Raw genomic sequence first — 24,765 nt, forward strand, 5'->3', positions numbered from 1 at the left:
CGCGCTGCTCGGCAGCTGCTACATCTGATCGTTCCCACGCTCCGCGTGGGAATGCAGCCCGGGACGCTCCGCGTCCCCTCCAGAGCCGAACGCGGAGCGTCCGATGCGGCATTCCCACGCGGAGCGTAGGAACGATCAAAACCCACCGCCTCGTAGCAGCTGCCGAGCTGCACGAGGCTGCGTTCGGCGGCGCAGCCGTCGTAATTCCTGCATACGCGTTCCTCCTGATAAACCGCATTGACTGATCTCACGACGGCTTCGCCGCCGAACGCAACCTCGCGCTGCTCGGCAGCTGCTACATCTGATCGTTCCCACGCTCTGCGTGGGAATGCAGCCCGGGATGCTCCGCGTCCCCTCCAGAGCCGAACGCGGAGCGTCCGATGCGGCATTCCCACGCGGAGCGTAGGAACGATCAAAACCCACCGCCTCGTAGCAGCTGCCGAGCTGCGCGAGGCTGCGTTCGGCGGCGCCGCCGTCGTAATTCCTGCATACGCGTTTCTCCTGATAAACCGCATTGACTGATCTCACGACGGCTTCGCCGCCGAACGCAACCTCGCGCTGCTCGGCAGCTGCTACATCTATTGATCATTCCCACGCACTGCGTGGGAATGCAGCCCGGGACGCTCCGCGTCCCCTCCAGAGCCGAACGCGGAGCGTCCGATGCGGCATTCCCACGCGGAGCGTAGGAACGATCAAACCCCACCGCCTCGTAGCAGCTGCCGAGCTGCGCGAGGCTGCGTTCGGCGGCGCCGCCGTCGTAATTCCTGCATACGCGTTTCTCCTGATAAACCGCATTGACTGATCTCACGACGGCTTCGCCGCCGAACGCAGCCTCGCGCTGCTCGGCAGCTGCTACATCTGATCGTTCCCACGCTCTGCTTGGGAATGCAGCCCGGGACGCTCCGCGTCCCCTCCAGAGCCGAACACGGAGCGTCCGATGCGGCATTCCCACGCGGAGCGTAGGAACGATCAGCCAAGGGGAATTGGTCCCCTTACCTTCCCGAAAATTGGCCGTTTTGTTACTCCGGCCCCCGGCTTACTGTGATCCCTGACGACTAACCACCCCCAGGTGATCAACCATGAAAGCTCTGCATGTACTGGCCGCCCTGGCCCTGACCGTTTCGGCCTCGGCCTTCGCCCACGACCCCTCGGAAAAGGTCACGGTGCTGCAGGATGAACTGCTGCAAAACGTGCCCGGCAAAAAGGCCATGATGATCGAGGTCGACTACAAACCCGGCCAATCCTCCATTGCCCACAAACATGACGGCACGGCCATGGCGTATGTACTGCAAGGCCAGGTCACCTCTCAGGTCAAGGGCCAAAAAGCGATCACCTACAAGACGGGCCAATTCTGGTATGAGCCGGCCGGCTCCGAACATCTGGTCTCGAAAAACGCCAGCACAACTCAACCGGCCAAGTTGCTGGTGTTTATGGTGTTGTCGCCCGACGAGAAAGTGCTGACCCCCTTGAAAAACTGATCGCTGTTGCATCAGCCATAAATAAACAGGCTCGAATGGATGATTCGGGCCTTTTTTATTACCGGGCGCAATTAGATCAAGACGCTTACAGCAAACAAAACTATGGATCAGTCGATAAGTGTATTTATGGACGGTTTCATTCAGTGAAGACGGGTTTAGTCTGAGTCCACCGCCGGTATGACCGGCCACTCAACTTCCGTTGTTTCACTGGAGAAACACCATGAAACTTATACTTATCGGCACATTGACTATCGCCGCACTATTAACCGGCTGCTCGGTGCCCACCGCGCCCAAAGCCGTTTCGTCACTGGACACGCTACTCAGCGCTCCGGTCGGCCGATCCAGCGCCACGCGTGTGGCCAATGGCGGCAATGTGTCCCTGGGCATCGTCTACAGCCCGAGCACCCAGGCTAATCGCGACTACTTGCGCCATTACCAAGCCAACGCCGGCACCGGTTTCGGCCAGAGCCTGCTGGTGCAATCGATACATGATGCCTACGTAGCAACCTCCAACCCGGACTTTTCCGTAGACGGGGTCAAGGCGTCGTTGCAACGCCAGTTCGGTTCGGTCACGGTCTATCCCGATATGCAAAGCTTGCGGGCTGCCAGGCCAGATGTGGTGGCCATTGTCGATACCCACAGCCAATTGATAACCTCGCGCAGTTCGGACATCAAGGCCGATGTCAGTGCCGATTTTTATGATGCGAAGTTCAACTACATCGGGACCGCACAAGGGCATGACGCCAAGTCGCTGAGTCCTGTATGGGCGGACTTTAAACGCAGCAAAGAGATCGTCGCGGATATTAACCAGCAACAGGATGTGCAAGTTCGAGCACTGCAGAAGTTTGACCAGTCGCTCAGTAATTTATTGACCAGACCGACAAGTAATGTATCGATGATTGATAATCAAACGGGTCAGAAGTTGTATTGAAATTGATGGCCTCTTCGCGGGCAAGCCTTGCTCCTACAGGGTTGTTGTTCACAAATGATGTGTTCAACCCCCCCAATCCTGTAGGAGCAAGGCTTGCCCGCGAAGGCGCCCGAACTGACGCCACGAAACCCTTCTGCTGCCACAGAAAAGTGCGGCGGCGCCAAGGATGCGTTGATCCAGGGAGCGGTGTTTTTGCTCATGAGGTACCCCCTGAAAATCCATATCTGTCGCGGAAAAATGCCCCACCCCATCCTTGCCCATTACTACGCCGCTCGACCGGGCCGGCGCAACTGTCAACTCTGACAGTAGACACACCACTCTTGAATCCAATTCAATCGGACGGGAGGGCTGGTATCTGAATTCTCGACTCGACGCCCCGCTCCCATCCATTTTCAATGGGCTTCGATCATGAAAAATCAACAGTCAACCTCAACGCAAAATGCACACCGAGACCCCTTATTCGGCGAAGAAGGCAGGGTAATTCTCCAAAGCCCCAAGAACGAAACCGGCATTGCCCAAGCCATTGCCACCTCACAAGACGGAAAAATTTACGTAGCGGGCAGCTTCGGCCGTGGTTACTTCCTCGCTCGCTTGCAAGAGAACGGAATACCGGATGACAGTTTCGGAAAAAACGGTTTCATCCAGGACCTTTTTGCAGAGGGCGTATCGTCAGCGACGGGAATCTCGCTACTGAAGAATGAGGAAACCATCCTGCTGAGTGGCGTACATACACCCCTCTCCGGAAGCCTTACACCCGCTTTTGCGCTCTACGACAAAACAGGCAACCTTGTTAAAGGTTTCGGTTCTCAGGGAAAAACCATTGTTTCACTACCAAGAGGGCAAGCACCTGCCGTTAACCTGGCGCCCTATGTAAAAACAGCTAACGGCAGCGTGCCCTGCAGCTCGATTAACGCTGATGGAAAAATACTAGGAGTAATCCATCCCTATATCTTTCAGCTCGATGAAAATGGGCAGCTGGATAAAAACTTTAAAGGCCAGGGCTATATGCCTATCAGGCACCCTGAACTCCTTGTCGTGCCCACGAGCATAGTGAAAACGGCAGCTGCCAAGATCCTGGTGTCAGGCATTGCCTTTACGAACTTACCAGTAGGCGTCGGATTTTTTGCCCAATATCACGCCGATGGTGATCTTGACACTGACTTCGGTGAGGGTGGGTTCACCCTGATGACTGAAGTGGGTAACAGCAACACCATACTCGCTTTGCCGTATGGCCGAAAAATCCTTGGAGTTGGCATGACCAGGTCCCAACCGCACAAAGCGGTACTGGTACGCCTGAATGAGGACGGAAAATGGGATTCTTCGTTCAATGGTGGCAATCCAGTATTGATGCCAACCGATGAACGCCGCGAGTTCGGCTGGTATGGCGGAGCCGTCGATGCCGACGGACGAATCATCGCGACCGGCGGTTCGCTGGAGCCGCCCGCGCCAACGGGCGAAGGCTACATTGCCACCGCGCGATTCTCGGATATTGGGGAAGTTGATACCTCTTTTGGTTCTCGAACAGGATGGGTTCGCGAAGAAGGAGTGCGGACCGAAGTCGCTGCTGTGGATCGCAAGCGCCGCATCATCGTTGCAGGACTCATCAACTTAGGAGAAGACGTTGGCCGTCGGCCGGTCGTTCTTCGCTACTTGCCCTGAATCAGGCAAAAAAAAGCCCCCGCATCTCTCGACACGGGGGCTTTTTCATTCAGCGCCTATCAGGCCGCCGGTTCCAGCTCCAGGGCAGCAGCAGCGACAGGCACTACCGCCTGACCGCTCAACGCCAGGTCCAGCAACTCACGGTTGGCCACTGCATACATGGCGTAGTCCGTACCACTGGCGGCACGGATTTCCACCAGCATGGCGCGCCAGCGTTCGATCATGCCTTCATGCTCTTCCATCCACAGCGCCAGGCGTGTTTCCACGTCCTGGGTGCCGTCGCCCTGTTGCAGGACCGAGATGGTGATCGCACGTTGCTGCCAGTCCACATCATCGCGGAACGCTTCACGGGCCAGGGCTTGCCAGTTGTTTTCAACCGGCAGCGCGCTGATCTGTTGCAGGTACCAGGTGATGTCCAAAGCGCTGCCGACGGCGAAGTAAGCCTTCGCGACGTCTGCTGCGTTTTGGCCAGTCACGTCGGCCGCTTCGATGATTGGCAGCAAGGTGTACAGGTGCGAAGTGCCAGCCACCATACGCGCGAGCAATTCCGGCACACCGGCTTCAACGTACGCCTCATAGCGCGACTGCCAGTTTTCGTGGATCTCGCCACTCAGCAGTTCGTCGAGCTTGAGACCCAGCTCCTTCAGATGCGGACCGAAGTGCGCAACGTCACGGGCAGCGTTCTGCTCGTTGCGGCGGGCACGCAGGAACCAGCGCGTAGCGCGACGGCCCAGACGCATCAGCTCGTCCATCAGCTCCAGTTGCACGTCGGCGGAGACCTGGTAATCCAGGGCTTCGATCTGACGGAACCAGTGCGGGAGATGGAAGATGTCACGCACGATCACATAGGCGCCGGCCACGTTCGCCGGGCTCATGCCGGTCGACTCTTTGAGTCGTTGAACGAAAGTGATGCCCATGTGGTTCACCAGATCGTTGGCGATCTGGGTGCTGACGATTTCGCGCTTCAGACGGTGACGGCGCATGGCTTCGGAGAACTTGCTCACCAGGGATGGCGGGAAAGCGGTTTCCATGTCGCGGGTCAGGTAGTCGTCGTCCGGCACCAAGGAGTTGAGCAGCGCTTCCTTGAGGTCGATCTTGCTGTAGGAGATCAGCACCGACAGCTCGGCACGGGTCAGGCCATGGCCCGCCGCAACGCGCTCGTTGATGGCTTCTTCCGCTGGCAGGAACTCGATGGCGCGATCCAGTTTGCCGCGGCCTTCCAGATCGTTCATCAGACGCTTGTATTCGGCAATCCGCGGCAAGGCGCGACGAGCCGCCAGGGACAGTGCCTGAGTCTGCTTGTAGTTGTTGCCCAGCACCAGGTTGCCGACTTCGTCGGTCATGCTCGCCAGCAACTGGTTACGTTGCTTGTCGGTCATGTCACCGGCCTGAACCACTTCGTTCAGCAGGATCTTGATGTTTACTTCGTGGTCGGAGCAGTCCACACCACCGGCGTTGTCGATGAAGTCGGTGTTGGAGCCGCCGCCATTGAGGCCGAATTCGACCCGACCCAGTTGGGTCATGCCGAGGTTACCGCCCTCGCCCACGACTTTGCAGCGCAGTTCGTTGCCGTTCACGCGCAGTGCATCGTTGGCCTTGTCGCCGACATCGGCGTGGCTTTCGCTGCTGGCCTTGACGTAAGTGCCGATACCGCCGTTCCACAACAGGTCTACCGGCGCCTTGAGCAAGGCGTTCAGCAGTTCGGTCGGGGTCAGCTTGTCAGCCTTGATGTCGAAGCGCTCTTTCATCTGCGGGGAAATCGCGATACTTTTCGCGCTACGGGAGAAGATCCCGCCGCCTTCGGACATGATGCTGGTGTCGTAATCGGTCCAGGCCGAACGCGGCAGGTCGAACAGGCGCTGACGCTCGACGAAGCTGTTGGCAGGCTGTGGATTCGGGTCGATGAAGATGTGCAGGTGGTTGAAGGCTGCGACCAGTTGCAGCTTGTCGGACATCAACAAACCGTTACCGAACACGTCACCGGCCATGTCGCCGACGCCTACGACGGTGATGCTGTCTTCCTGAACATTGATGCCGCGCTCGCGGAAGTGGCGTTGTACGCCCACCCATGCGCCTTTGGCGGTGATGCCCATTTTCTTGTGGTCGTAACCGGCAGAACCACCGGAAGCGAACGCGTCACCCAGCCAGAAGCCGTAGTCGATGGCGATGCCGTTGGCGATGTCGGAGAAGGTTGCAGTGCCCTTGTCCGCTGCAACGACGAGGTACGGGTCATCGTCGTCATGACGCACGACGTTGGCCGGCGGTACCAGCGCGCCGTCTTTCAGGTTGTCGGTGATGTCCAACAGGCCCGAAATGAAGATGCGGTAGCAGGCGATGCCCTCGGCCGCGATCTCGTCGCGACCACCGCCCAATGGCAGGCGACGCGGCAGGAAGCCGCCCTTGGCGCCGACCGGTACGATGACCGAGTTCTTCACTTGCTGAGCTTTTACCAGGCCCAGCACTTCGGTGCGGTAGTCTTCTTCACGGTCGGACCAGCGCAGGCCGCCACGAGCAACGTTGCCGAAGCGCAGGTGCACGCCTTCGACGCGCGGCGAGTAAACGAAGATTTCGAACTTCGGTACTGGCTTCGGCAGCTCTGGAATCTGGTGCGGGTTGAACTTGAAGCTGAAGTAGGACTTGTTATGGCCCTGCGCATCGGTCTGGTAGAAGTTGGTGCGCAGCGTGGCCTTGATCAGGTCCAGGTAGCGACGCAGGATACGGTCCTCGTTGAGCACCTGGACGTCGTCCAGTGCGGTGACGATGGCTTGTTCCAGACGTTGCTGCTTGTCTTCCAGATCGTCGCTGGTCAGCTTGCGCGCCAGGTAGAAACGGGTCTTGAACAACCGGGTCAACTCGCGAGCGATGTCGGTGTGGTTGTTCAGGGTGCTGGCGATATAGCCCAGATCGAAGCCCAGACGAATCTGCTTCATGTAGCGGGCGTAGGCACGCAGCAGCGCCACGTCGCGCCATGGCAGGCCGGCGGTCAGCACCAGGCGGTTGAACGCATCGTTCTCGGCATCGCCACGCACGATGTGGACGAACGCGTCCTGCAAGGTGTCGTTGAGTTGCTGGATATCGAGTTCCAGGCCTTCGGCGGCGGTGAACGCAAAATCGTGAATCCAGAACTCGCGGCCACTGTTGTGACGCAGGCGATACGGGAACTCACCCAGCACGCGCAGGCCGAGGTTTTCCAGGATCGGCAACACGTCCGACAACGCCAGCGGCGTATCGGCGTGGTACAGCTTGCAATGCAGCTCGCGCTGACCGGAGACCTGGCCCAGCGGCTGATAGAAGCTCATGACCAGCGGGTTTTTCTCGGTCAGGCTCAGCAGGTGCTGCATGTCGACCACGGCCGAATGCGCCGCGAAACGCTCGCGGTAACCGGCCGGGAAGCCTTTCGGGAAGTCGGCCAGCACGTTGGTGCCGTGGGCTTCGCCGAAGCTTTCCACGACCAGGCTGGCGTAGTCGTCCTGCCAGCTGCGGCAAGCCTGGACCACTTCTTTTTCCAGCAGCACCGGGTCGATGTCCAGGCGGTTCTTCGGATCAACCCGCAGAATCAGCTGCACGCGAGCCAGTACGGACTCGGAGAAGAAGGTCCAGAACTCGCAGTCCGAGGCTTTCAGGCGATCCATCAGCACTTGCTGGATCTTCTGGCGCACTTCGGTGGAGTAGATGTCGCGCGGCACGTAGGCCAGGCAGTAGCAGAAGCGGCCGTACGGGTCTTTGCGCAGGAACACGCGGATCTTGTTGCGTTCCTGGATCTGCACGATCGACATCACGGTGCTGAACAGCTCGTCCACCGGGGTCTGGAACAGATCGTCGCGGGGCAGTACTTCAACCACCTGCGCCAGTTCCTTGCCCAGGTGAGCCTTGGCCTGGAAGCCGGAGCGGCGTTCGATTTCTTCGACCTTGCGACGGATGTACGGGATGACCCGCACGCTCTCGCCATACACCGAGGAGGTGTACAGGCCCATGAAACGGCATTCCTTGATGACTTTGCCGTCGGCGTCGATTTCACGGATCGACACGTAGTCCGGGTAAGCCGGACGGTGTACACGGCTTGGGTGCGCGGCCTTGGCGAACGACAGCAGGGTCGGTTCGCGCAGGTAGTTCACGGCGTAGTCTTCGATGCGCAGGTCTTCGTAGGTCAGGCCGGTGCGCAGCAGTTTGGTCAAGCCCAGGAAGGAGCTCTGGTCGTATTCGATGTGGCCGCCGTCGGCCTGGTCGCTGACCACGAATTCTTCGTAGCCCAGGAACGTGAAGTGGTTGCCCACCAGCCATTCCAGGAAGCTCTTGATTTCGGCTTTTTCTTCAGGATCGGCGTTGAACTGGCTGTTATCCAGGCCGGTCAGGATTTCCTGGACCTTGTCTTTCATCGGTTCGAAATCGGCGACCGCGACGCGGACTTCGCCGAGAACCTGTTCCAGCTCTTTGCTCAGGACATTCAGCTCGGCCGCGTTGGCGCAACGGTCGATTTCCAGGTACATCAGCGATTCTTGCAGGATGCCTTCGCCCTGGGAGCCCTTCGGCAGGATTTCCAGCAGCTCGCCCTTGCTGCCGCGACGCACGCTCAGCACAGTGGTTTGCAAGGTGTGGATGCTATAGCCGCGACGGTTCAGCTCGGTACGTACCGAGTCCACGAGGAATGGCAAATCGTGGTGCAGCACTTCGACTGCGGTGTGGGTCGACTGCCAGCCGTGGCGTTCGTAATCCGGGTTGTAGACGCGCACTTGCGGTTGCGCGTGATCGAAGCGCTCAAGCAGGCGCCACGCAGAAAGGGTGCAGCCGGCGAGGTCGGACAACCGACGTTGAGTCAGCTCGTCGAGGGAAATGATGCCGAAAAATTGTTCAGCAAACAGCGCCACTTGTGGCAGTGCCTGTTCACTGATGTGCTGCGCCAGTGCCGCTTGCAGTTGGTGCTGGAAGTCGGCTTTGCTGGCTGCGGTGAAGAACGCCATCTGTGGTACTCCGCTTGGGCTTGTTATTGATGGAAGCGTCGCGTGCAAAACCCCTTTCGGGGCGATCCGTCACCCTGTTCCTGATTCTCGGGCAGAGGAAACAGGGTGACAGGTGGGTGAAGCTGGACGAGACACTCAGGTCACATTCACCTTCCAAGAATGGGTATCGGCAAAAGCGACTGTACGATGAATTGCACAATGCCTTTACGGGTATCCATTCGATGCGCAGCTTAACGAGTGCGACAACGTGCCTGCTTGCGGCGCTGCGACATATTCGGTCATCGGCACGCAGCTTGCGCCTTGTGCATCGAACAACACTAGCAGCCACACGGCAAAACGGGGGGTTTAAGCCCGGTTTTGCGGCACATCCGTACCCGAAGTGACCAGCAACACCCTGGATGTTCACGACACATCCTCTGACACTCAGGCGAGCAGAAATTCCCGTCTGCTGGCAGAATCGCCCTTTGTTCGTCTTCACAATGCTCGTCGAGCCAGGAATTCCCCATGCAAATGACCACCGCCCTCTTGATCGTCAACCCGTGCGATGACGAAGAAGACAACATGGCCATGCTCTGCTGCCACAGCGATCAGGGCGACATGTTCCTGATGACCCGCTACCCGGACGAGGACGCGCTGGACATCACCCTCGACGGCGAGCCATCGACCCTGGACGGGGTGAAAGTCACCCTCAGCCCTACCCGCCTGCTGATCGAAATCGCGGCTGGGGATGCGGATGCGCTGAATGGCGATGATTCGCTGGAAATCACTCACATCACCGATGCCAGCGATCTGGCTGAAGTGGAAGAAACCTTGCAGAACATTCTCAAGGGCACTGGCACTTATATCAGCGAGCTCTGAATCTCAGCGCCCGCGAAGGCGTCCGAAAGAACACCACCCTCCCTGATCGTTCCCACGCTCTGCGTGGGAATGCATCACCGGACGCTCCGCGTCCCGCTTTAAAGTCGTGACGCAGAGCGTCACTGGCTGCATTCCCACGCAGAGCGTGGGAACGATCGGTCGTAAGGCGCGTTAACAAGCGTTGATCCGCACATTTCTACAAAATGCCGTTAGTCGCCACCCCCCGCGATGCATTAAAGTAACGCCCCCAGCCCTGGCGTTATTCGAACGTCTTCGGTCACCCTTTCCAGGAACAGTCATCGATGGAACATCGTGAAGCGCTGCTTGCGCTGCGAACCTTTCTTTCAACGCAGATTCTCGGCCAGGAAAAACTCATCGAGCGCTTGCTCATCGCCTTGCTCGCTGACGGCCACATGCTGGTCGAGGGCGCGCCGGGGCTGGCCAAGACCAAGGCCATCAAAGAGCTCGCCGAAGGCATCGAAGCGCAGTTCCATCGTATCCAGTTCACCCCCGACCTGTTGCCGGCCGACATCACCGGCACCGAGATCTATCGCCCGGAAACCGGCAGTTTCGTGTTCCAGCAAGGCCCAATCTTCCACAACCTGGTGCTGGCGGACGAAATCAACCGTGCCCCGGCCAAGGTTCAGTCAGCCTTGCTCGAAGCCATGGCCGAGCGCCAGGTCAGCGTCGGGCGCAGCACCTACGAGTTGTCGCCGCTGTTTTTGGTGATGGCCACGCAAAACCCGATCGAGCAGGAAGGCACCTACCCGCTGCCCGAAGCCCAGCTCGACCGTTTCCTGATGCACGTAAAAATCGGTTTCCCGGACGCCGCCGTCGAACGCCGCATCCTGCAACAGGCCCGTGGCGAAGCGCTCAACGGTGAAACCAAGCCCGAGCGCCGGGTCAGCCAGCAGGCGATCTTCGCCGCGCGCAAGGAAATCCTCGGTTTGTACATGGCCGACGCCGTGGAGGAATACCTGGTGCAACTGGTCATGGCCACCCGCACCCCGGCCAAGTTCGACCCGGAGATGGCCGAGTGGATCGCTTACGGCGCCAGCCCGCGCGGTTCCATCGCCCTCGACCGTTGCGCCCGCGCTCACGCGTGGTTGGCCGGTCGCGACTTCGTCAGCCCGGAAGACATCCAGGCGGTACTGTTCGACGTATTGCGTCACCGCATCATCCTGTCCTTTGAAGCCGAAGCGGCGGGCATCGACCAGGACCGGGTGGTCCAGCGGATTCTCGACGTCGTAGCCGTCGCTTGACCCCGATGAACGCCATCCTGCCGCCCGAGCCGGGCATCCGTGTCAGCCTCGCCGAGCTGATCGAGATGCGCCATCGGGTGCGCGAAGTGCAGTTGTTCTCGACGCCGAACCAGCGCAGCCCATTGATCGGCCTGCACCACTCCAAGCTGCGTGGCCGTGGCGTCGACTTCGATCAGGTGCGGGTCTATCAGGCCGGCGACGACGTGCGCACCATCGACTGGCGCGTCACCGCCCGCACACAAGAGCCGCACACCAAACTGTTCCATGAAGAGCGCGAGCGGCCGATTTTCATCATGGTCGAGCAAAGCCGTCGGCTGTTTTTTGGTTCGGGGCTGATGTTCAAGTCGGTACTCGCTGCTCAAGCCGCGAGCCTGATCGGCTGGGCGGCGCTGGGGCATAACGACCGGGTCGGCGGGCTGGTATTCGGCGATAACGAGCACTACGAAATCAAACCCCGGCGCAGCAAGCAGAGCCTGCTGCAATTGCTCAACCGGTTGGTGCGGGTCAATCAGTCGCTGCACACCGAAAGCGAGCAGAACCGCGACTCGCTAAACCTGGCCCTGCGCCGCGCCCGGGAAGTATTGCGCCCCGGCAGCCTGGTGATCGTGATCTGCGACGAGCGCGCCCTGACCGAAGGCTCCGAGCAACAACTGAGCCTGTTGTCACGCCATTGCGATCTGTTGCTGCTGCCGCTGTCCGACCCGTTGGACCACGCCCTGCCCGCCGCGGGCCTGCTTCGGTTCGCCGAACGCGGCGCGCAGCTGGAACTCGACACGCTGAATTTCGACCTGCGCCAGACCTACCGCGCCCAGGCCGAAGCGCGCATCGCCCACTGGGAATTGCTCGCGCAAAAACTGCGGGTGTTGTTGATGCCCCTGAGCACCCAGAGCGAGATGGTCGAGCAACTGCGCGAATACCTGAACCCACAGAAACCGGGGAAAGGTCGATGAGCAGTATTGAGCAGTTGCAACCGCTGATGACCCCGCCGCCGATTGGCTTCTGGCCGCCGGCGCCGGGTTGGTGGCTATTGCTGCTGTTGCTGCCGCTGATCGGTTTAGGCCTGTGGCAGTTGCGACGTTTCATTCCGGACAAACGCCGTATCGTGCGCGCCGAACAACCGCTGGATCCGGTGCGCGTCGCCGCCCTGGCCGAACTGGCGCGGATGCCCAAGCCTTACGACGGCGCGCCGGCCGGTGCCTGGTTGCAGCAACTCAACGGTTTACTCAAACGCCTGTGCCGCAACCATTACCCCTACAGCCAGAGCCACACCCTCAACGGCCGCAAATGGCTTGCGTTCCTCGACAACCGCTGTCCGGCCGCCGGCCTGACGCGCTGGATGGTCCTGGTCGAAGGCGCTTACAAACCCGAATGCAAACTCGACGACAAGGCCATCGCCGGCCTGACCCAAGCCGTCGACACCTGGATTCGCAAACATGTTTGAGTTCGCCTGGCCGTGGATCTTCGCCCTGCTGCCGATGCCGTGGCTGATGCGCGTGCTGCTGCCAGTGGCCGACAGCGGCGAACCGGCGCTCAAAGTCAGTTTTCTCAGCGACCTCGAAGGGTTGTCCCGCCGCCGTGCCCGCGCCAACCTGCCGGCCTGGCGCCAACAGGCACCGTTTATTCTGTTGTGGTTATTGCTGCTGATCGCCGCCGCGCGTCCGCAATGGCTCGGCGAACCGCTGCCAATTGCCGCCAGCGGTCGCGATTTGCTGGTGGCGGTGGACGTGTCCGGTTCGATGGATTTCCCGGACATGCAGTGGCAGGACGAAGACGTCAGCCGCCTGTCGCTGGTCCAACACCTGCTCGGCGATTTCCTGGAAAGCCGCGAAGGCGACCGGGTCGGCCTGATCCTGTTTGGCAGCCAAGCGTATCTGCAAGCGCCGCTGACCTTCGACCGCCGCACCGTGCGGGTCTGGCTCGACGAAGCGCGGATCGGCATCGCCGGCAAGAACACCGCCATCGGCGACGCGATCGGCCTGGCCCTCAAGCGCCTGCGCCTGCGTCCGGCGCAAAGCCGCGTGCTGATTCTGGTCACCGACGGCGCCAACAACGGCGGCGAAATCGACCCACTGACCGCCGCGCGCCTGGCTGCCAATGAAGGGGTGAAAATCTACCCGATCGGCATCGGTGCCGACCCGGAGCAAAGCGGCACGTTAGGCTTTCTCGGCGTCAACCCGAGCCTGGACCTTGATGAACCAATGCTGAAGGCCATCGCCGAGGCCACCGGCGGTCAGTACTTCCGCGCCCGCGACGGCAAGGAACTGCAAGCAATCAAGGACACCCTCGATAAACTCGAACCGGTGACCCAGCAACCGACCCAGGCCCGCCCGGCCCAAGCGTTGTATCACTGGCCCTTGGCGCTGGCGTTGCTGTTAAGCATGTTGCTGGTGATGCGCGAGCGCTGGCCGGATAACCCGTTGCAACGCTTGCTGACCAAGGACCTGTTTTTGCAAAGTCAATTGCCGGACTGGCGCCAACGGCTCAAACGCCTGCGCCTGCGGAGGCGTCGATGAGCGCGCTCTGGCCTTACTGGTTCCGGCCTTGGTGGCTGCTGCTGTTGCCGTTGCTGGGCTGGTTGCTCTGGCAACTCTGGCACCGGCAGAAACGCGCCGGGCGCTGGCAGATGATTTTGCCGCCAGCCTTCCACGCAGCATTGCTCAGTGGCGGCAATGGTCGCGACAGCAAGTTGCCGTGGATGGTCCTGGGCCTGGCCTGGGTGCTGACCATTGGTGCGCTGCTCGGGCCAAGCTGGGAGCGAGTCGAACAAACCAGTCAGAAACCCGCCGACCCGCTGGTGGTGCTGCTGGAACTGACCCCGGAAACGCTCGCCACCGACAGCCCGCCGACCCGCCTGGAACAGGCCCGACGCAAACTGTTCGATCTGCTGCAAAGCCGCAGCGATGCCCAGACCGCCATCGTCGTCTACGCCGGCAGCGCCCACACGCTGGTTCCGCTGTCGGATGACTTGTCCACCAGCCGCAACCTGCTGGATGCGCTCAAGCCTTCGTTGATGCCCGAGGCCGGTCATCGCGCCGATCTGGCGGTGATCAAGGCCTTGGCGCTGCTGGATCAGGGCGCCCTCGGCCAGGGCCGGATCCTGCTGATCGGCTCCTCCCTGACCGAACAGGAACGCTTCGGTATTGAGCGGGCGCTGAACGGCAAATCCACGGAGTTTCTGATGCTCGGCGTCGGCACGCCCGAAGGTGCGCCAGTCGCGCAAGAGGACGGCAGTTTCCTCAAGGATGACCAGGGCGCGATTCTCGTTCCGCACCTGGACAGTCCGGGCTTGAAAGCCTTCGCCAGTGATTTGGGCGGCCGCTACCACGCGGCACGACTGGACGACGCCGATCTTGGTGCCCTCGGCCTGCTCGATGGCCCGCGCAACCTGCGCAACGACGGCCAGACGCTGCGTCTGGACTCTTGGGCCGATCAGGGTTACTGGCTGTTGCTGCCGCTGTTGCTGCTGGCCTCCTTCGCCGGGCGCCGGGGTTGGTTGTTCTGCCTGCCGCTGCTGTTCCTGCTGCCGCAACCCAGTTACGCCTTCGACTTTGAAGATTTGTGGCTGCGCCCCGATCAACGCGGCCTGCATTTGCTCAATCAGGACCATCCGGCCGAGGCCGCGCAACATTTCGAAGACCCGCAGTGGCAAGGCGTAGCGCTGTACGAGGCCGGCGACTACAGCGGCGCCGCCCAGCGCTTCGCCCAAGGCAACGACGCGCGCGCGCACTACAATCGGGGTAACGCCCTGGCCAAGGGCGGTGAATTGGAAGCGGCGCTGGATGCCTACGAGCAAGCCCTGGAACGCCAGCCGGATTTGCGTCCGGCGCTGACCAACAAGGCGCTGGTGGAAAGCCTGATCAAACAGAAAGCCACGCCACCGGCGGTTGAACCGGACAAGTCCGAAGGCGATGATCCCGGCACCGCCAGCGACAGCCCGGCGCCCGGTGGCACCACCCAGCCGTCGAGCAGCGGCGAACCGAAAACCGATGCTCAGCCCAACGCGCCGGACACTGAACAGCCGGCTACCACGCCGCCGCAACCGGGGGCCAACGAGGTGCCAGGCAGCGAACTGGGGGACGAGCAAAGCACCACGCCACCGCGACGCCCGGCCAATGACAGCCTTGAAGGCGAACGGGCCCAGGCACTGGAGCAATGGCTGCGCAAGATCCCGGATGACCCCGGCGAATTGCTCCGGCGCAAATTCTGGTACGAACAGCAACAACATCAGGATCAGGGAAAAACTCGATGACCCGCTTCACCGCTTTCTTGCTCGCCCTACTGTTCTGGAGCTTTCAGGCCCAGGCAGCCGGGCTGGTCGCCAGTGTCGACCGCAGTCGCCTGAACTCCGGCGAGACGGTCGAACTGACCCTGGAATCCAACGACGTGACGCTGTTCGGCAAGCCCGACCTGACGCCGCTGGAGCCGGCATTCGAAGTGCGCGGCACCCGCCAGGTCAACCAGTTGACCACGATCAACGGTGATAACCGCGCCACCACGCGCTGGATCATTACCTTGCTGCCCAAGCAGAACGGCAGCGTGGAGATTCCGTCGCTGCAACTCGGTGAGGTGCGCAGCCAAGCCATCACGATCCAAGTGGTCGAAAGCGAAACCCAGGATACCGAGCACACCCTGGCGCCGGTCTTCATCGAAGCCAGCCTCGATCAAAGCAGCGTGTACGTGCAGGCCCAGGCGATCCTGACCCTGCGCATCTACCATTCGGTGTCGCTGTATGACGACAGCAGCCTGACCCCGCTGCAGATTCCCGACGCGCGCATCGAGCAACTGGGCGAGTCGCGCACCTATGAAAAGGTCATCAATGGCCTGCGCCATGGCGTGATCGAAATGCGCTACGCGATTTTCCCTCAGCACAGCGGCGTGCTGAGCATTCCGACGCAGGTGTTCAGCGCGACCCTGGTCCAACCGGCGCAGGACACGACGTCCCAAGGGCCGAAACCGGGCAAGCTGATGCGCGTCAGTTCTGCCGAAATCCCGTTGACGGTCAAGGCCAAACCCGAGACTTACCCTGCCGACGCGCCATGGCTGCCAGCGCGCAGCCTGAGCCTGAGTGAAAGCTGGAGCCCGGAACCGGATCACGCCCAGGTCGGTGACTCGCTGACCCGCAGCCTGACCTTGAAGGCCGAAGGCCTGGCCAGTTCGCAGTTGCCGCCACTGCCCGCCACCGACATCAACGGCTTGCGCCGCTATCCGGACCAACCGGTGCTGGGCAACCAGCACAGCGAACGCGGCCTGATCGGCAGCCGCGAAGACCGTGAAGCCCTGGTGCCCGCCCACAGTGGCGCCATCGAATTGCCGACGGTGGACGTGGTCTGGTGGAACACCTTTGAAGATCACCTTGAACACACCAGCCTGCCGGCCCGGACCCTGCAAGTGACCAATAATCCAAGCCTGATGGTCGACACCCCGGCCAGCACCGCACAAGTGAATTACGGCGCCGACAGCGAAGCTCTTTGGTGGTGGAAACTCAGCACCATGATCCTGGCCTGCACCACGCTACTGGGCTTCGGCCTGTGGTGGCGCGCCCGCTGGCAACCGGCGATCCTGCGGGCCGCGCAAACCGGCCCGAGCCCACGCACCGTACTCGACGAGCTCAAACGCGCCTGCCAGGCCAACGACCCCCACGCCACTCGCCAGGCCCTCGACGCCTGGGCCCGGCAACAACCGGAAACCCTGGCGGACATGGCGGCGCGGTTTGTGCCGTTGTCCGATGCGCTGGACGGCTTGAACGGCGCGCTGTACAGCGAAACCGGCCAGCACTGGCAAGGCGAAGACCTATGGCGCGCGACCCGGGCGATCCCGATCGCCGAGTGGGTGCAGGATCCGGTGGGTGATAGCGGGTTGCCGCCGCTTTATCCGAAATAGCTGTCAGAAAAGGTCGCCTTTCCCGATGTGATTCCGATTCGCGGACAAGTCCTACAGCAGATATCGAATCGACTGACTTCGCCAATTCGCAAACTCCAGCAAAGTCCCGTGCCTTAAAAAGACACAGGGATGTGGGATGCTCAGTACGGCGAAGGACGTTGTTTTCAGGCTCGATATTGCAGGTTTTTCCTACGACCTTCAGGTACTCGAGTTCCGGGCCAGGGAAGCGCTGAACCAGCCATATGAGGTCATGCTCGAACTGGTCAGCGAACGCCCTGACCTGGAACTCGAGTCGCTGCTGCATCGCCCGGCCTTTCTGGCGTTTGGACCCGACAATGGCGGCCTTCACGGCCAGGTCTATCGAGTCGCGCAAGGTGACTCGGGCAAACGCCTGACTCACTACCAGATCACCCTGGTCCCCCGCCTCGCTTATCTCGCGCATCGCCACAACCAACGTATTTTCCAGCACCTGAGCGTGCCGAAAATCATCGAGCGCGTGCTGATTGACCATGGCATGCACGCTGACACATGGCGTTTCCAGCTCAGCGCAGAGTACCGGCCGCGGCTCTACTGCGTGCAATACAACGAGTCAGACCTGTATTTCATTCAACGGCTGTGTGAGGAAGAAGGCCTGCACTTTCATTTCCAGCACAGTGCCACCGGGCATGTGTTGGTGTTCGGCGACGACCAGACCGTGTTCCCGCCCCCCTCGGGACCGACCGCTTATGCCCAGGGCAGCGGCATGGTCGCCGAAACCCCGGTGATCGATCGGTTCCAGGTCAGCCTGGAAACCCGCACCACCCACGTCAGTCGCCGTGATTACAACTTCGAAAAGCCGCGCGCCCCCCTCGAAAGCGAGAGCAAGAGCCCGCTGTTGCCGCACCTGGAGGATTACGCCTTCCCGGGACAATTCACCGAGCGTGAACGCGGCAAGCATCTGGCCAGGCGGACCCTGGAGCGCCATCGCGCCGATTATCGGCAAGCCCATGGGCGCAGTGATCAAAGTTTGATGCGCAGCGGACATTTCGTTGAGATGACCGAACACCCACGCGGTGACTGGAATGGTTTGTGGTTATTGACTGAGGTCGAGCACACAGGGAAACAGCCCCAGGTCCTGGAGGAGTCAATTACAGACGGTCATCCTGAGGACGGCTTCAGCCAGGGCTACCGCAATCAGTTCGTCGCAACGCCATGGGACGTAATCTTCCGACCGGCCCTTGACCATCCCAAGCCTCGAATAAACGGTAACCAACACGCCGTCGTCACCGGGCCACCCGGCGAAGAAATCTATTGCGATGAATATGGCCGGGTGAAAGTCCAACTGCTCTGGGACCGCGAAGGTCAGCACAGTGAACACTCAAGTTGCTGGCTGCGAGTAGCCACCGGCTGGGCCAATGACCGCTATGGCAGCGTGCTGATCCCGCGAATCGGCATGGAAGTGCTGGTGGGCTTCAGCGAAGGTGATCCCGATAAGCCTTTCGTGCTTGGCTGTTTGCCCAATGCGGCGACACCCGTGCCGCTGGACCTGCCCGCCGAACAGACGCAAAGCATCTTTCGCAGCCAGAGCAGCCCGGGCGGCGGCGGTTACAACGAATTGCGCATCGAGGACAGAGCAGGCGCCGAAGAAATAGCCCTACGTGCCCAGCGCGATTTCGTCCAACTCGTGCTCAACGACGAACGCATTCAAGTCGACCACCAGCGAACGGTCGTGGTCGGCGGCATTGCCAGCCACGACCTGCGCGGCGAAGAACACCATCTGACCCACGGCAATCGCCTCACTGAAGTCAAACGGGACGATCACCTGTTGGTCCAGGGAGACCAACACATTCGTGTCACCAGTCAGAGACTCAGCGCCACTCAGCAAATCCACCTCGATGCCGGGCAACAAGTCGTCATTGATGGCGGAGCACACCTGACGGTCAAGGCTGGCGGCCATTGGCTGACGCTGGGACCGGATGGCATTTTCAGCAGCGTGGCGATTGTGCAGGGTGGCTCCCCGGCCGTGGGCATGTCGGCAGAGCCGCTAATGCCGGGCGCGTTACCCCTGCTGAAGGTGACCTTCGACGCCGCTAAACAACGCCAGGCGCTGGTTTCAACGCGCAGCTCACGTTGCCTGATTTGCGAGGCAGCTCAAGCATGAAGCTCTCGACCTCACTGCCGACAGACCTGCCGTGGAATGATCAACAGGCCTTTGTGTTGCTGGACGGCGCGACCCGCAACCAGTTGCTGGAGCGCTTGAAACAGCTGAGTCCCGGAGTCAGCACTGTTGCGCTATACGACTACCCGCCCTTCACCGAGCTGCGGGATATCTCACCGCTGTTGGTGGTGATCGAACACCCTGACGCACCGGTTTTTCAGTTCTATCTGGAGCACGCACACGAGGAATGGGGCGTGCTGTTGTTCAGCCCGGAGCCGCAGTACTCCGTCGCCAGCACCTGCGTAAATTGCTGACCGTTGAATTGCCAGAGGGTCTGCCGGTGATCCTGCGGCTGGCCGACGCCGCCGTGGCACGGGCCTTGTTCGGCAGCGGCGATCAACGCTTGTTCGGTCCCGTTTCCTGTGTGATGACGGCCGATAGCGTCGGCGCGAATTGGCATCGTCAACAGCCTCGACTGACCGAGTGTCCCGAACTGCAGACGCCCTATCGCCTGAGCACCGAACAGAATTCAGCGTTGGACCACGCTGATCGGCGCCGCGTACTGCTCGAACTCGACGCCCATCTACTCACCCACTTCCCCGAACGTCACGGCGGCGAAACCGTGGCTCAGCGTTGGCCAATGCACGAACAGCACTTCGAGGAAGCCCAGGCCCTGGGGTTAAGCAGCCAATCCGAGTTGTTCTATTACGCCAACGTCATGGCCTGGCTGGATGGATCGCCGCTCGACCAGCATCCCCACATCGCCCGATTACTCCATACGCCATCGCTGCAATCACCCGGCGAGCGCGTTGCGCTGGCCGCCGACCTCGCTCACCAGTGGGCCATCCAACGGGGCCGCCCATGAACGCACCAGCCAACCTCGCCGCTGCTGCGGCGTCCAAAACCGCCATCGGCTCGCCTGGCGCCTGCCCTTTGCAGCAGACCCACGTGCAACTCCTGCCTTTGCGCTACGGTCTGGTGGAGAAGCCTCTGGGTCCGAGCGCCGATTTGAAGCTGCCCTACGCCCTGGAAACCCGTCCACTGGGTATTCGCCTATTGCGTGATGGCTGGTTGTACGTGATCGACAGCGTTACCGGCCATTTGCATGAATACCGCGTCCTCAACGGACTGGTCAGTGCCTTGCTGCACAAGGGTGCCAAGGTCAATGGCGATCAGCGCACGCCTGTCGAGGAGCGTCCGGCGCTGGTGTTTTCCAGGCGTAGCCTCTTGCACGTGTGTTTCGCTGAGGTGCAGTGGACCGCCGCCAAATGCGCTCAAGTGACCGAGAGTCGTGAGGAGCGCGAACACTTCATGCAAGTCGTTGACCTCGGCCCGGTGGATTGTAAAAGCGGTGGCGAGCATCTGCTGACGGTCGAGCAAGGCAGGCAGTGGCTGGCGGAGGTTGCCACGGTTGCGCCTCAGCAGGCGCCCGCCGCACAGGACGATGTCGAGCCTGGCACCGTTCTTTTGCCGACGGTACAGGTCAGCGATGCCCCGGAACATGAGCGCGAGCCCTACCTGTGGGAGAAACCTCGGCGCTTTCGCGAAGCACACTTGGGCGAGTTTCTCGGGCAAGTGCGCCCCGTTTATCAGGACGACACGCTGTTCCTCGTGGTGCAGGACGACCTAGGCGTGTTGCGCGATCTGGCCGACTATCAAGACATTGTGGTCGGCTGGGTCGACGATTGGACCAACGCCGACCACAACGAACGCAATTACCTGCTGGCCTGCTACATCGAGTCGTTGAGCCTGCTCAGTCCGGCGGATGTCGACACACTGTCCGAAGCCAGCAACGACCCAAAGGTCAAGGCCCTGCTGGGCGATCTGGAACAGTTGCCCGAACCCGACCGGGAGCAGACTCGCAAAGCCTTGCTCGACTACCTGAACAAGGGCGGCAAAGTCGAGCCGCCGAATGCTCCAGTGACGCCGGAGCTGGAGCAACTGCGAAAGCAGGCCCACACCGAAGCGTTCGAAATGGCCAAGTACCAAGGCGCCGATCCCGATTTCACCGCGCACAGCCGCGCCATTGATGATGCTGATAGCCATTACTACGCCCGTCGGCACTTTGCAGTCGCCCCTGCTGACTTCGTCGAGCGCCACCTCGACACGCTGGTCAAGCTCGGCAGGGAGCAAAACAAACGCATCCTGGAGGTGGTTGAAGGCTCTCGTTTCAGCGGCAAACGCGGGATCAACGACTTCATCGACCGCCCGGCCATGGACGACGAACTGTTTCAGTACCGGGCCGACCTCGGCCGCTGGAATCGCGTGCTTGAGCGCATCACCGCCGACCGCACGATGCTGGTGTGCGCCGGGCGCTACCACCGTTCGGCCTGGTACTACGACGCGCATGAACCGGCACAACTGGGCCAGGTGTTCAGCGCCGAATACGCCTGCCTCAAAGACATCTGCCGCAGCGATCACGCGAGCCAAGAAATGCTCGGTTATCTGGAAAAACACCCGGAACTGACTCGGCCATTGTTTTACACCTTGCCGCTGCGCCTGCAGCCGGAACAGGCCGTGCAATACACCCTGTTCTTCAATGCCGGCATGGGCGTGTTCAACAACTTGCCACGCTGGCTCGGCGAGCTGAAGAAAATCGAACAACCGCACCTGCCGGCCCTCGACGACTTGCCCGAGCACACCCGCGCCGTGGCCGACGCGGCCCGGCACAGCCTCAGCCCGGCGCTGAACCTGGGCCTGAGCCGGGCGCTGGAAGGCTTCGACCTGGCAGCAGACAAAATCCCCGACCTCGACGAACTGTTCCGGCGCCTGCCCAAAGCGCTGCACATGCGGCTACTCGATGCGGCGAAAACCACTGGCGTGACCTTTACTGTCGCCAGCCCGGCGGAACAGGCGGCGCTGCAAACCAACCTCAAGACCTTGATCCGTGAACGCAACCAGATCACCCACAACAAAAACCGCCAGGGGCACAAGACGCCACGGGCGGTGGAATTGCAGGGCGAGATCGCTCGCGTACGGGCGCAGTTGACGCAGCTTGAGGGGCGGTTGGCCGGGGCGCTGAGCCCGATTGCGGAACTGCCGGATCAGTCGGCGCGGCTCTACGGTGCAACGCAGGCGCGGGCGGGGGTGACGGTGGTGTTTCCTCCGGCGCAGCAGCAGGAGGTGCGAGGGTTGTTGAGGAATATTCGGTTGGGAGTCGGGGCGGTGCCGAATGCGGGGTTGATTAGAAGTGAGGGGATGGGGTTGTTGGTGTTTTTGGTGCAGGGGGTGAATTTGGTTTCGGTCGTGAGGGAGACGTTTAGCCAGTCGCGGGATAAGCGTAAGTTGGCTCCGTTGCTGAGTGCGGCGTCTGCCACTGGGGCGGCAGGATTCACTGCTGCCCAAAGTCTCACCGACACTGCCCTGAAGGCACGAAGCGCGGAGCTTGTCGCTGGTCTGCAGCGACACGCCTTGCAGAGTGTTCATGTGCAGATGGGGAAAATGCATATTGGGTTGGGTGGCTTTACCTACTTTTTTGGGGTTATTGCTTCGGCATTCAGCTTGAATACCCAGTACCAGAATTGGCAGCAGGCTACACGCAGCGGAAATAGCTCGGCACAGAACAGTGCAGCGCTTGCCACATTGGGTGCTGGAGGCATGACAACCGTTAATGCCTATGGCCTGAGCCATACCGTCCACGCCACGGCTAAAGTCCTGACTGCTCGAAGCGCCGAAGCACGAACAGCGGCTTGGGCCGCTGCGGGTACACGTCTGTCGACCGTGTTCTTCCGGTTCAATTTGGCCGGGGCGTTATTCACCGTACTGGAACTGGGTGGCTCATGGCTCTTCAATCGCTACAACATCAGCTCCCACGACAAGTGGCTCAAAACCACGCCATGGAGCCTGGATGCGGAGGCGCGCGGCGACCACACGCTGGATGAGTACAAAAGTTATCTGGCCTTTTTGCTTCATGCACCTTATGCCCAACTGGGTCCGAACGAGCATGACTCGTGGCTGAAAAACCTGCTGCTAAAGGCCAAACCCAAGGATATCCATTTGGTCCTGCCAGGGCTCAAGCTCAATGATTTTCAACCGCCCCTGAACGGTCAACCTGCCCGTCGCCTGGGGATCGGCGCCCACCGTATTTCTATCCCCCTTCACAGCCGCGGCACGCCGCGAGAAAGCAAGGACGTCATCAGCGAGGAAGTGGCGAACAGCCTGCGTATTGTAGAAACAGGCCCCGATCGGTTGGTACTGTGCCTGCAATACCCACTGGATATTGATGCCGAATATACGCCAGCCTCCGAAACACTGGAATTGACGGTCTGTCTACAGACCTTGGCCAACAACGGCGAATGGGTTTCTCGCAATCGCGTCATACGCCTTAACCCCCGTGGCGAGGGCCATTTTCCTGTGTCGCCCTCTCAAACTGTTACCGAGCGTCCACCGATGTTGCTGGTTGAAACCCATTTGCTGGAGATGGCTGACCATGCCCACCAAGATTGATAGCCTGCTGCCGCCTCCGAACCTTGAACAATCCCGAAACGCGGGCGAAGTCGAAGCGTTCCCCAGTGGAAGAATCACTTATCTCGCGCCATTGCCATTGCCGACACCACTACCACCATACGGCCCCCATATTGGGGAGCTAAATGAGGTGTACATGGACTTCGGTTTGGGATGGCCGCAGGTATTTTCATGGCAGGTCATCTTAGGCCTGCCATTCAGTGGGAGCTGTATGCTCATTTTCCTTTTCCCGTTGTTTTGTTTTTGTTTTGGTCTCGTATCAGGGTACGAGTGGTTGTACTCATGGGAGTTTACGGTAGATGTTTTTTATGCCGCTTCAGAAGTTGGACTTTTAGCCGCTTTTCTTTCGCTACTCATCGGCCTCTTCACTTGGCACCACAACCACAAAAAACGCCTCCAAATCATCCCCACCCGCTTCAACCGCCAACGCCGCAAAGTCTGCTTCATGCCCGAAGACGCTACCGAACCGGTCTTCGTCCCCTGGGAATCCCTCTCCGCCTGGGTCATCGAGTCCCAGGCCGCCACCCAATACGGCATCCAGCGCCAATACGGCATGGGCATCGGTTTCCAGCATGGCGAAACCCTGACCAGCGTCGAATTCCCCTGCTTTGGCTTGCCCATCGCCATCAGCCACTGGGAAGCGATTCGCGGGTACATGGAATACGAAATCCACGATCTCAAGAGCATTCAGGACCTTGAAGACCTGCAACTCCCCAGCGACCCGCCCCACGAAGGCCTGCACACCTTCCACAATGCCCGGGCGCGCATGCACCAGGAGATTCGCGACGGCGAGCGCAACCGGCTATCGGGGTTTTTCTGGTACCTGTACCACGTGATGACCCTATGGACGATCCCCAACTACCTGACCGAATGGGAAGTCCGTCGTCTCCAGAAGTTGGGCCCGCAAGCCATGCCTGAAGTGATGCAGCAATGGTCAGAGCCGCTGCCTAAGGAGCAATGGGCCAAGCCCAGCGAAGAACTTCTGCGGATGAGCGAACAAGTACGAGCGCTGCAAAAGCGCCAGCCGAGGCGAGCCATTACCGAGATTTTTGCTGAGGTGCAGCGATTGAATCCAAGTGGTAAGCGACGTGCATGATCGGCATTTACGTGCAGGCCTTGGAGGCCGTTTCCCTGCGCT

At 60.6% G+C, this 24,765-nt stretch carries 16 protein-coding genes; 15 read left to right on the plus strand and 1 reads right to left on the minus strand.

Annotated elements, in window-relative coordinates; all coding sequences use genetic code 11:
• Positions 1-1,079: 1,079 nt before the first annotated feature.
• The 3 genes from ACA071_RS17560 (at position 1,080) to ACA071_RS17570 (ending at position 4,068) form a co-directional block, all read left to right on the plus strand.
• The gene (locus tag ACA071_RS17560; protein ID WP_497640309.1) at positions 1,080-1,478 is read left to right on the plus strand and encodes a cupin domain-containing protein; all 399 of its coding nucleotides are present in this window, start codon (positions 1,080-1,082) and stop codon (positions 1,476-1,478) included.
• Between the two features lie 220 nt (positions 1,479-1,698).
• Positions 1,699-2,409, plus strand: a complete 711-nt coding sequence (locus ACA071_RS17565) for an ATPase (protein WP_497640310.1) — start codon at positions 1,699-1,701, stop codon at positions 2,407-2,409.
• A gap of 408 nt (positions 2,410-2,817) precedes the next feature.
• A complete protein-coding gene (locus tag ACA071_RS17570) occupies positions 2,818-4,068 on the plus strand; it encodes a delta-60 repeat domain-containing protein (RefSeq protein WP_497640311.1) in 1,251 nt (416 codons plus the stop codon).
• 59 nt (positions 4,069-4,127) lie between these two features.
• On the opposite strand, the gene ACA071_RS17575 is transcribed toward ACA071_RS17570, so the two are convergent.
• Positions 4,128-9,026: an NAD-glutamate dehydrogenase gene (locus ACA071_RS17575; RefSeq protein ID WP_497640312.1), complete on the minus strand. Its 4,899-nt coding sequence runs from the start codon at positions 9,024-9,026 to the stop codon at positions 4,128-4,130.
• Positions 9,027-9,530: 504 nt separating this feature from the next.
• Between ACA071_RS17575 and ACA071_RS17580 the strand changes: the two genes are divergently transcribed.
• The 12 genes from ACA071_RS17580 to ACA071_RS17635 all read left to right on the plus strand — a co-directional run bounded on the left by ACA071_RS17580 (position 9,531) and on the right by ACA071_RS17635 (position 24,723).
• Entirely contained in the window at positions 9,531-9,884 is a 354-nt protein-coding gene (locus tag ACA071_RS17580; RefSeq protein ID WP_497640313.1) for a hypothetical protein, read from the plus strand.
• A gap of 302 nt (positions 9,885-10,186) precedes the next feature.
• Positions 10,187-11,146 (plus strand): AAA family ATPase, encoded by a 960-nt coding sequence (locus ACA071_RS17585; protein ID WP_003218556.1) that lies wholly within the window; start codon positions 10,187-10,189, stop codon positions 11,144-11,146.
• Between the two features lie 5 nt (positions 11,147-11,151).
• Positions 11,152-12,096, plus strand: coding sequence for a DUF58 domain-containing protein (locus ACA071_RS17590; protein WP_497640314.1), 945 nt, complete (start codon positions 11,152-11,154; stop codon positions 12,094-12,096).
• Entirely contained in the window at positions 12,093-12,587 is a 495-nt protein-coding gene (locus tag ACA071_RS17595) for a DUF4381 domain-containing protein (RefSeq protein ID WP_497640315.1), read from the plus strand. Before ACA071_RS17590 ends, ACA071_RS17595 begins: the two co-directional genes overlap by 4 nt.
• A complete protein-coding gene (locus tag ACA071_RS17600) occupies positions 12,580-13,659 on the plus strand; it encodes a vWA domain-containing protein (RefSeq protein ID WP_497640316.1) in 1,080 nt (359 codons plus the stop codon). The genes ACA071_RS17595 and ACA071_RS17600 overlap by 8 nt, the downstream gene beginning before the upstream one ends.
• Entirely contained in the window at positions 13,656-15,395 is a 1,740-nt protein-coding gene (locus tag ACA071_RS17605; protein ID WP_497640317.1) for a vWA domain-containing protein, read from the plus strand. The genes ACA071_RS17600 and ACA071_RS17605 overlap by 4 nt, the downstream gene beginning before the upstream one ends.
• A complete protein-coding gene (locus ACA071_RS17610) occupies positions 15,392-17,026 on the plus strand; it encodes a BatD family protein (protein WP_497640318.1) in 1,635 nt (544 codons plus the stop codon). The genes ACA071_RS17605 and ACA071_RS17610 overlap by 4 nt, the downstream gene beginning before the upstream one ends.
• 136 nt (positions 17,027-17,162) lie before the next feature.
• Positions 17,163-19,166, plus strand: a complete 2,004-nt coding sequence (locus ACA071_RS17615) for a type VI secretion system Vgr family protein (RefSeq protein WP_497640319.1) — start codon at positions 17,163-17,165, stop codon at positions 19,164-19,166.
• Entirely contained in the window at positions 19,163-19,477 is a 315-nt protein-coding gene (locus tag ACA071_RS17620) for a DUF4123 domain-containing protein (protein WP_497640320.1), read from the plus strand. The genes ACA071_RS17615 and ACA071_RS17620 overlap by 4 nt, the downstream gene beginning before the upstream one ends.
• Positions 19,471-20,028, plus strand: a complete 558-nt coding sequence (locus ACA071_RS17625; protein ID WP_497640321.1) for a hypothetical protein — start codon at positions 19,471-19,473, stop codon at positions 20,026-20,028. Before ACA071_RS17620 ends, ACA071_RS17625 begins: the two co-directional genes overlap by 7 nt.
• Positions 20,025-23,609 (plus strand): toxin VasX, encoded by a 3,585-nt coding sequence (locus tag ACA071_RS17630; RefSeq protein WP_497640322.1) that lies wholly within the window; start codon positions 20,025-20,027, stop codon positions 23,607-23,609. The genes ACA071_RS17625 and ACA071_RS17630 overlap by 4 nt, the downstream gene beginning before the upstream one ends.
• Complete coding sequence (locus ACA071_RS17635) at positions 23,593-24,723, plus strand: hypothetical protein (protein WP_497640323.1); 1,131 nt, start codon at positions 23,593-23,595, stop codon at positions 24,721-24,723. The genes ACA071_RS17630 and ACA071_RS17635 overlap by 17 nt, the downstream gene beginning before the upstream one ends.
• The last annotated feature ends 42 nt before the right edge of the window (positions 24,724-24,765 follow it).

The sequence above is a fragment of the Pseudomonas sp. LBUM1646 genome (assembly GCF_059716165.1).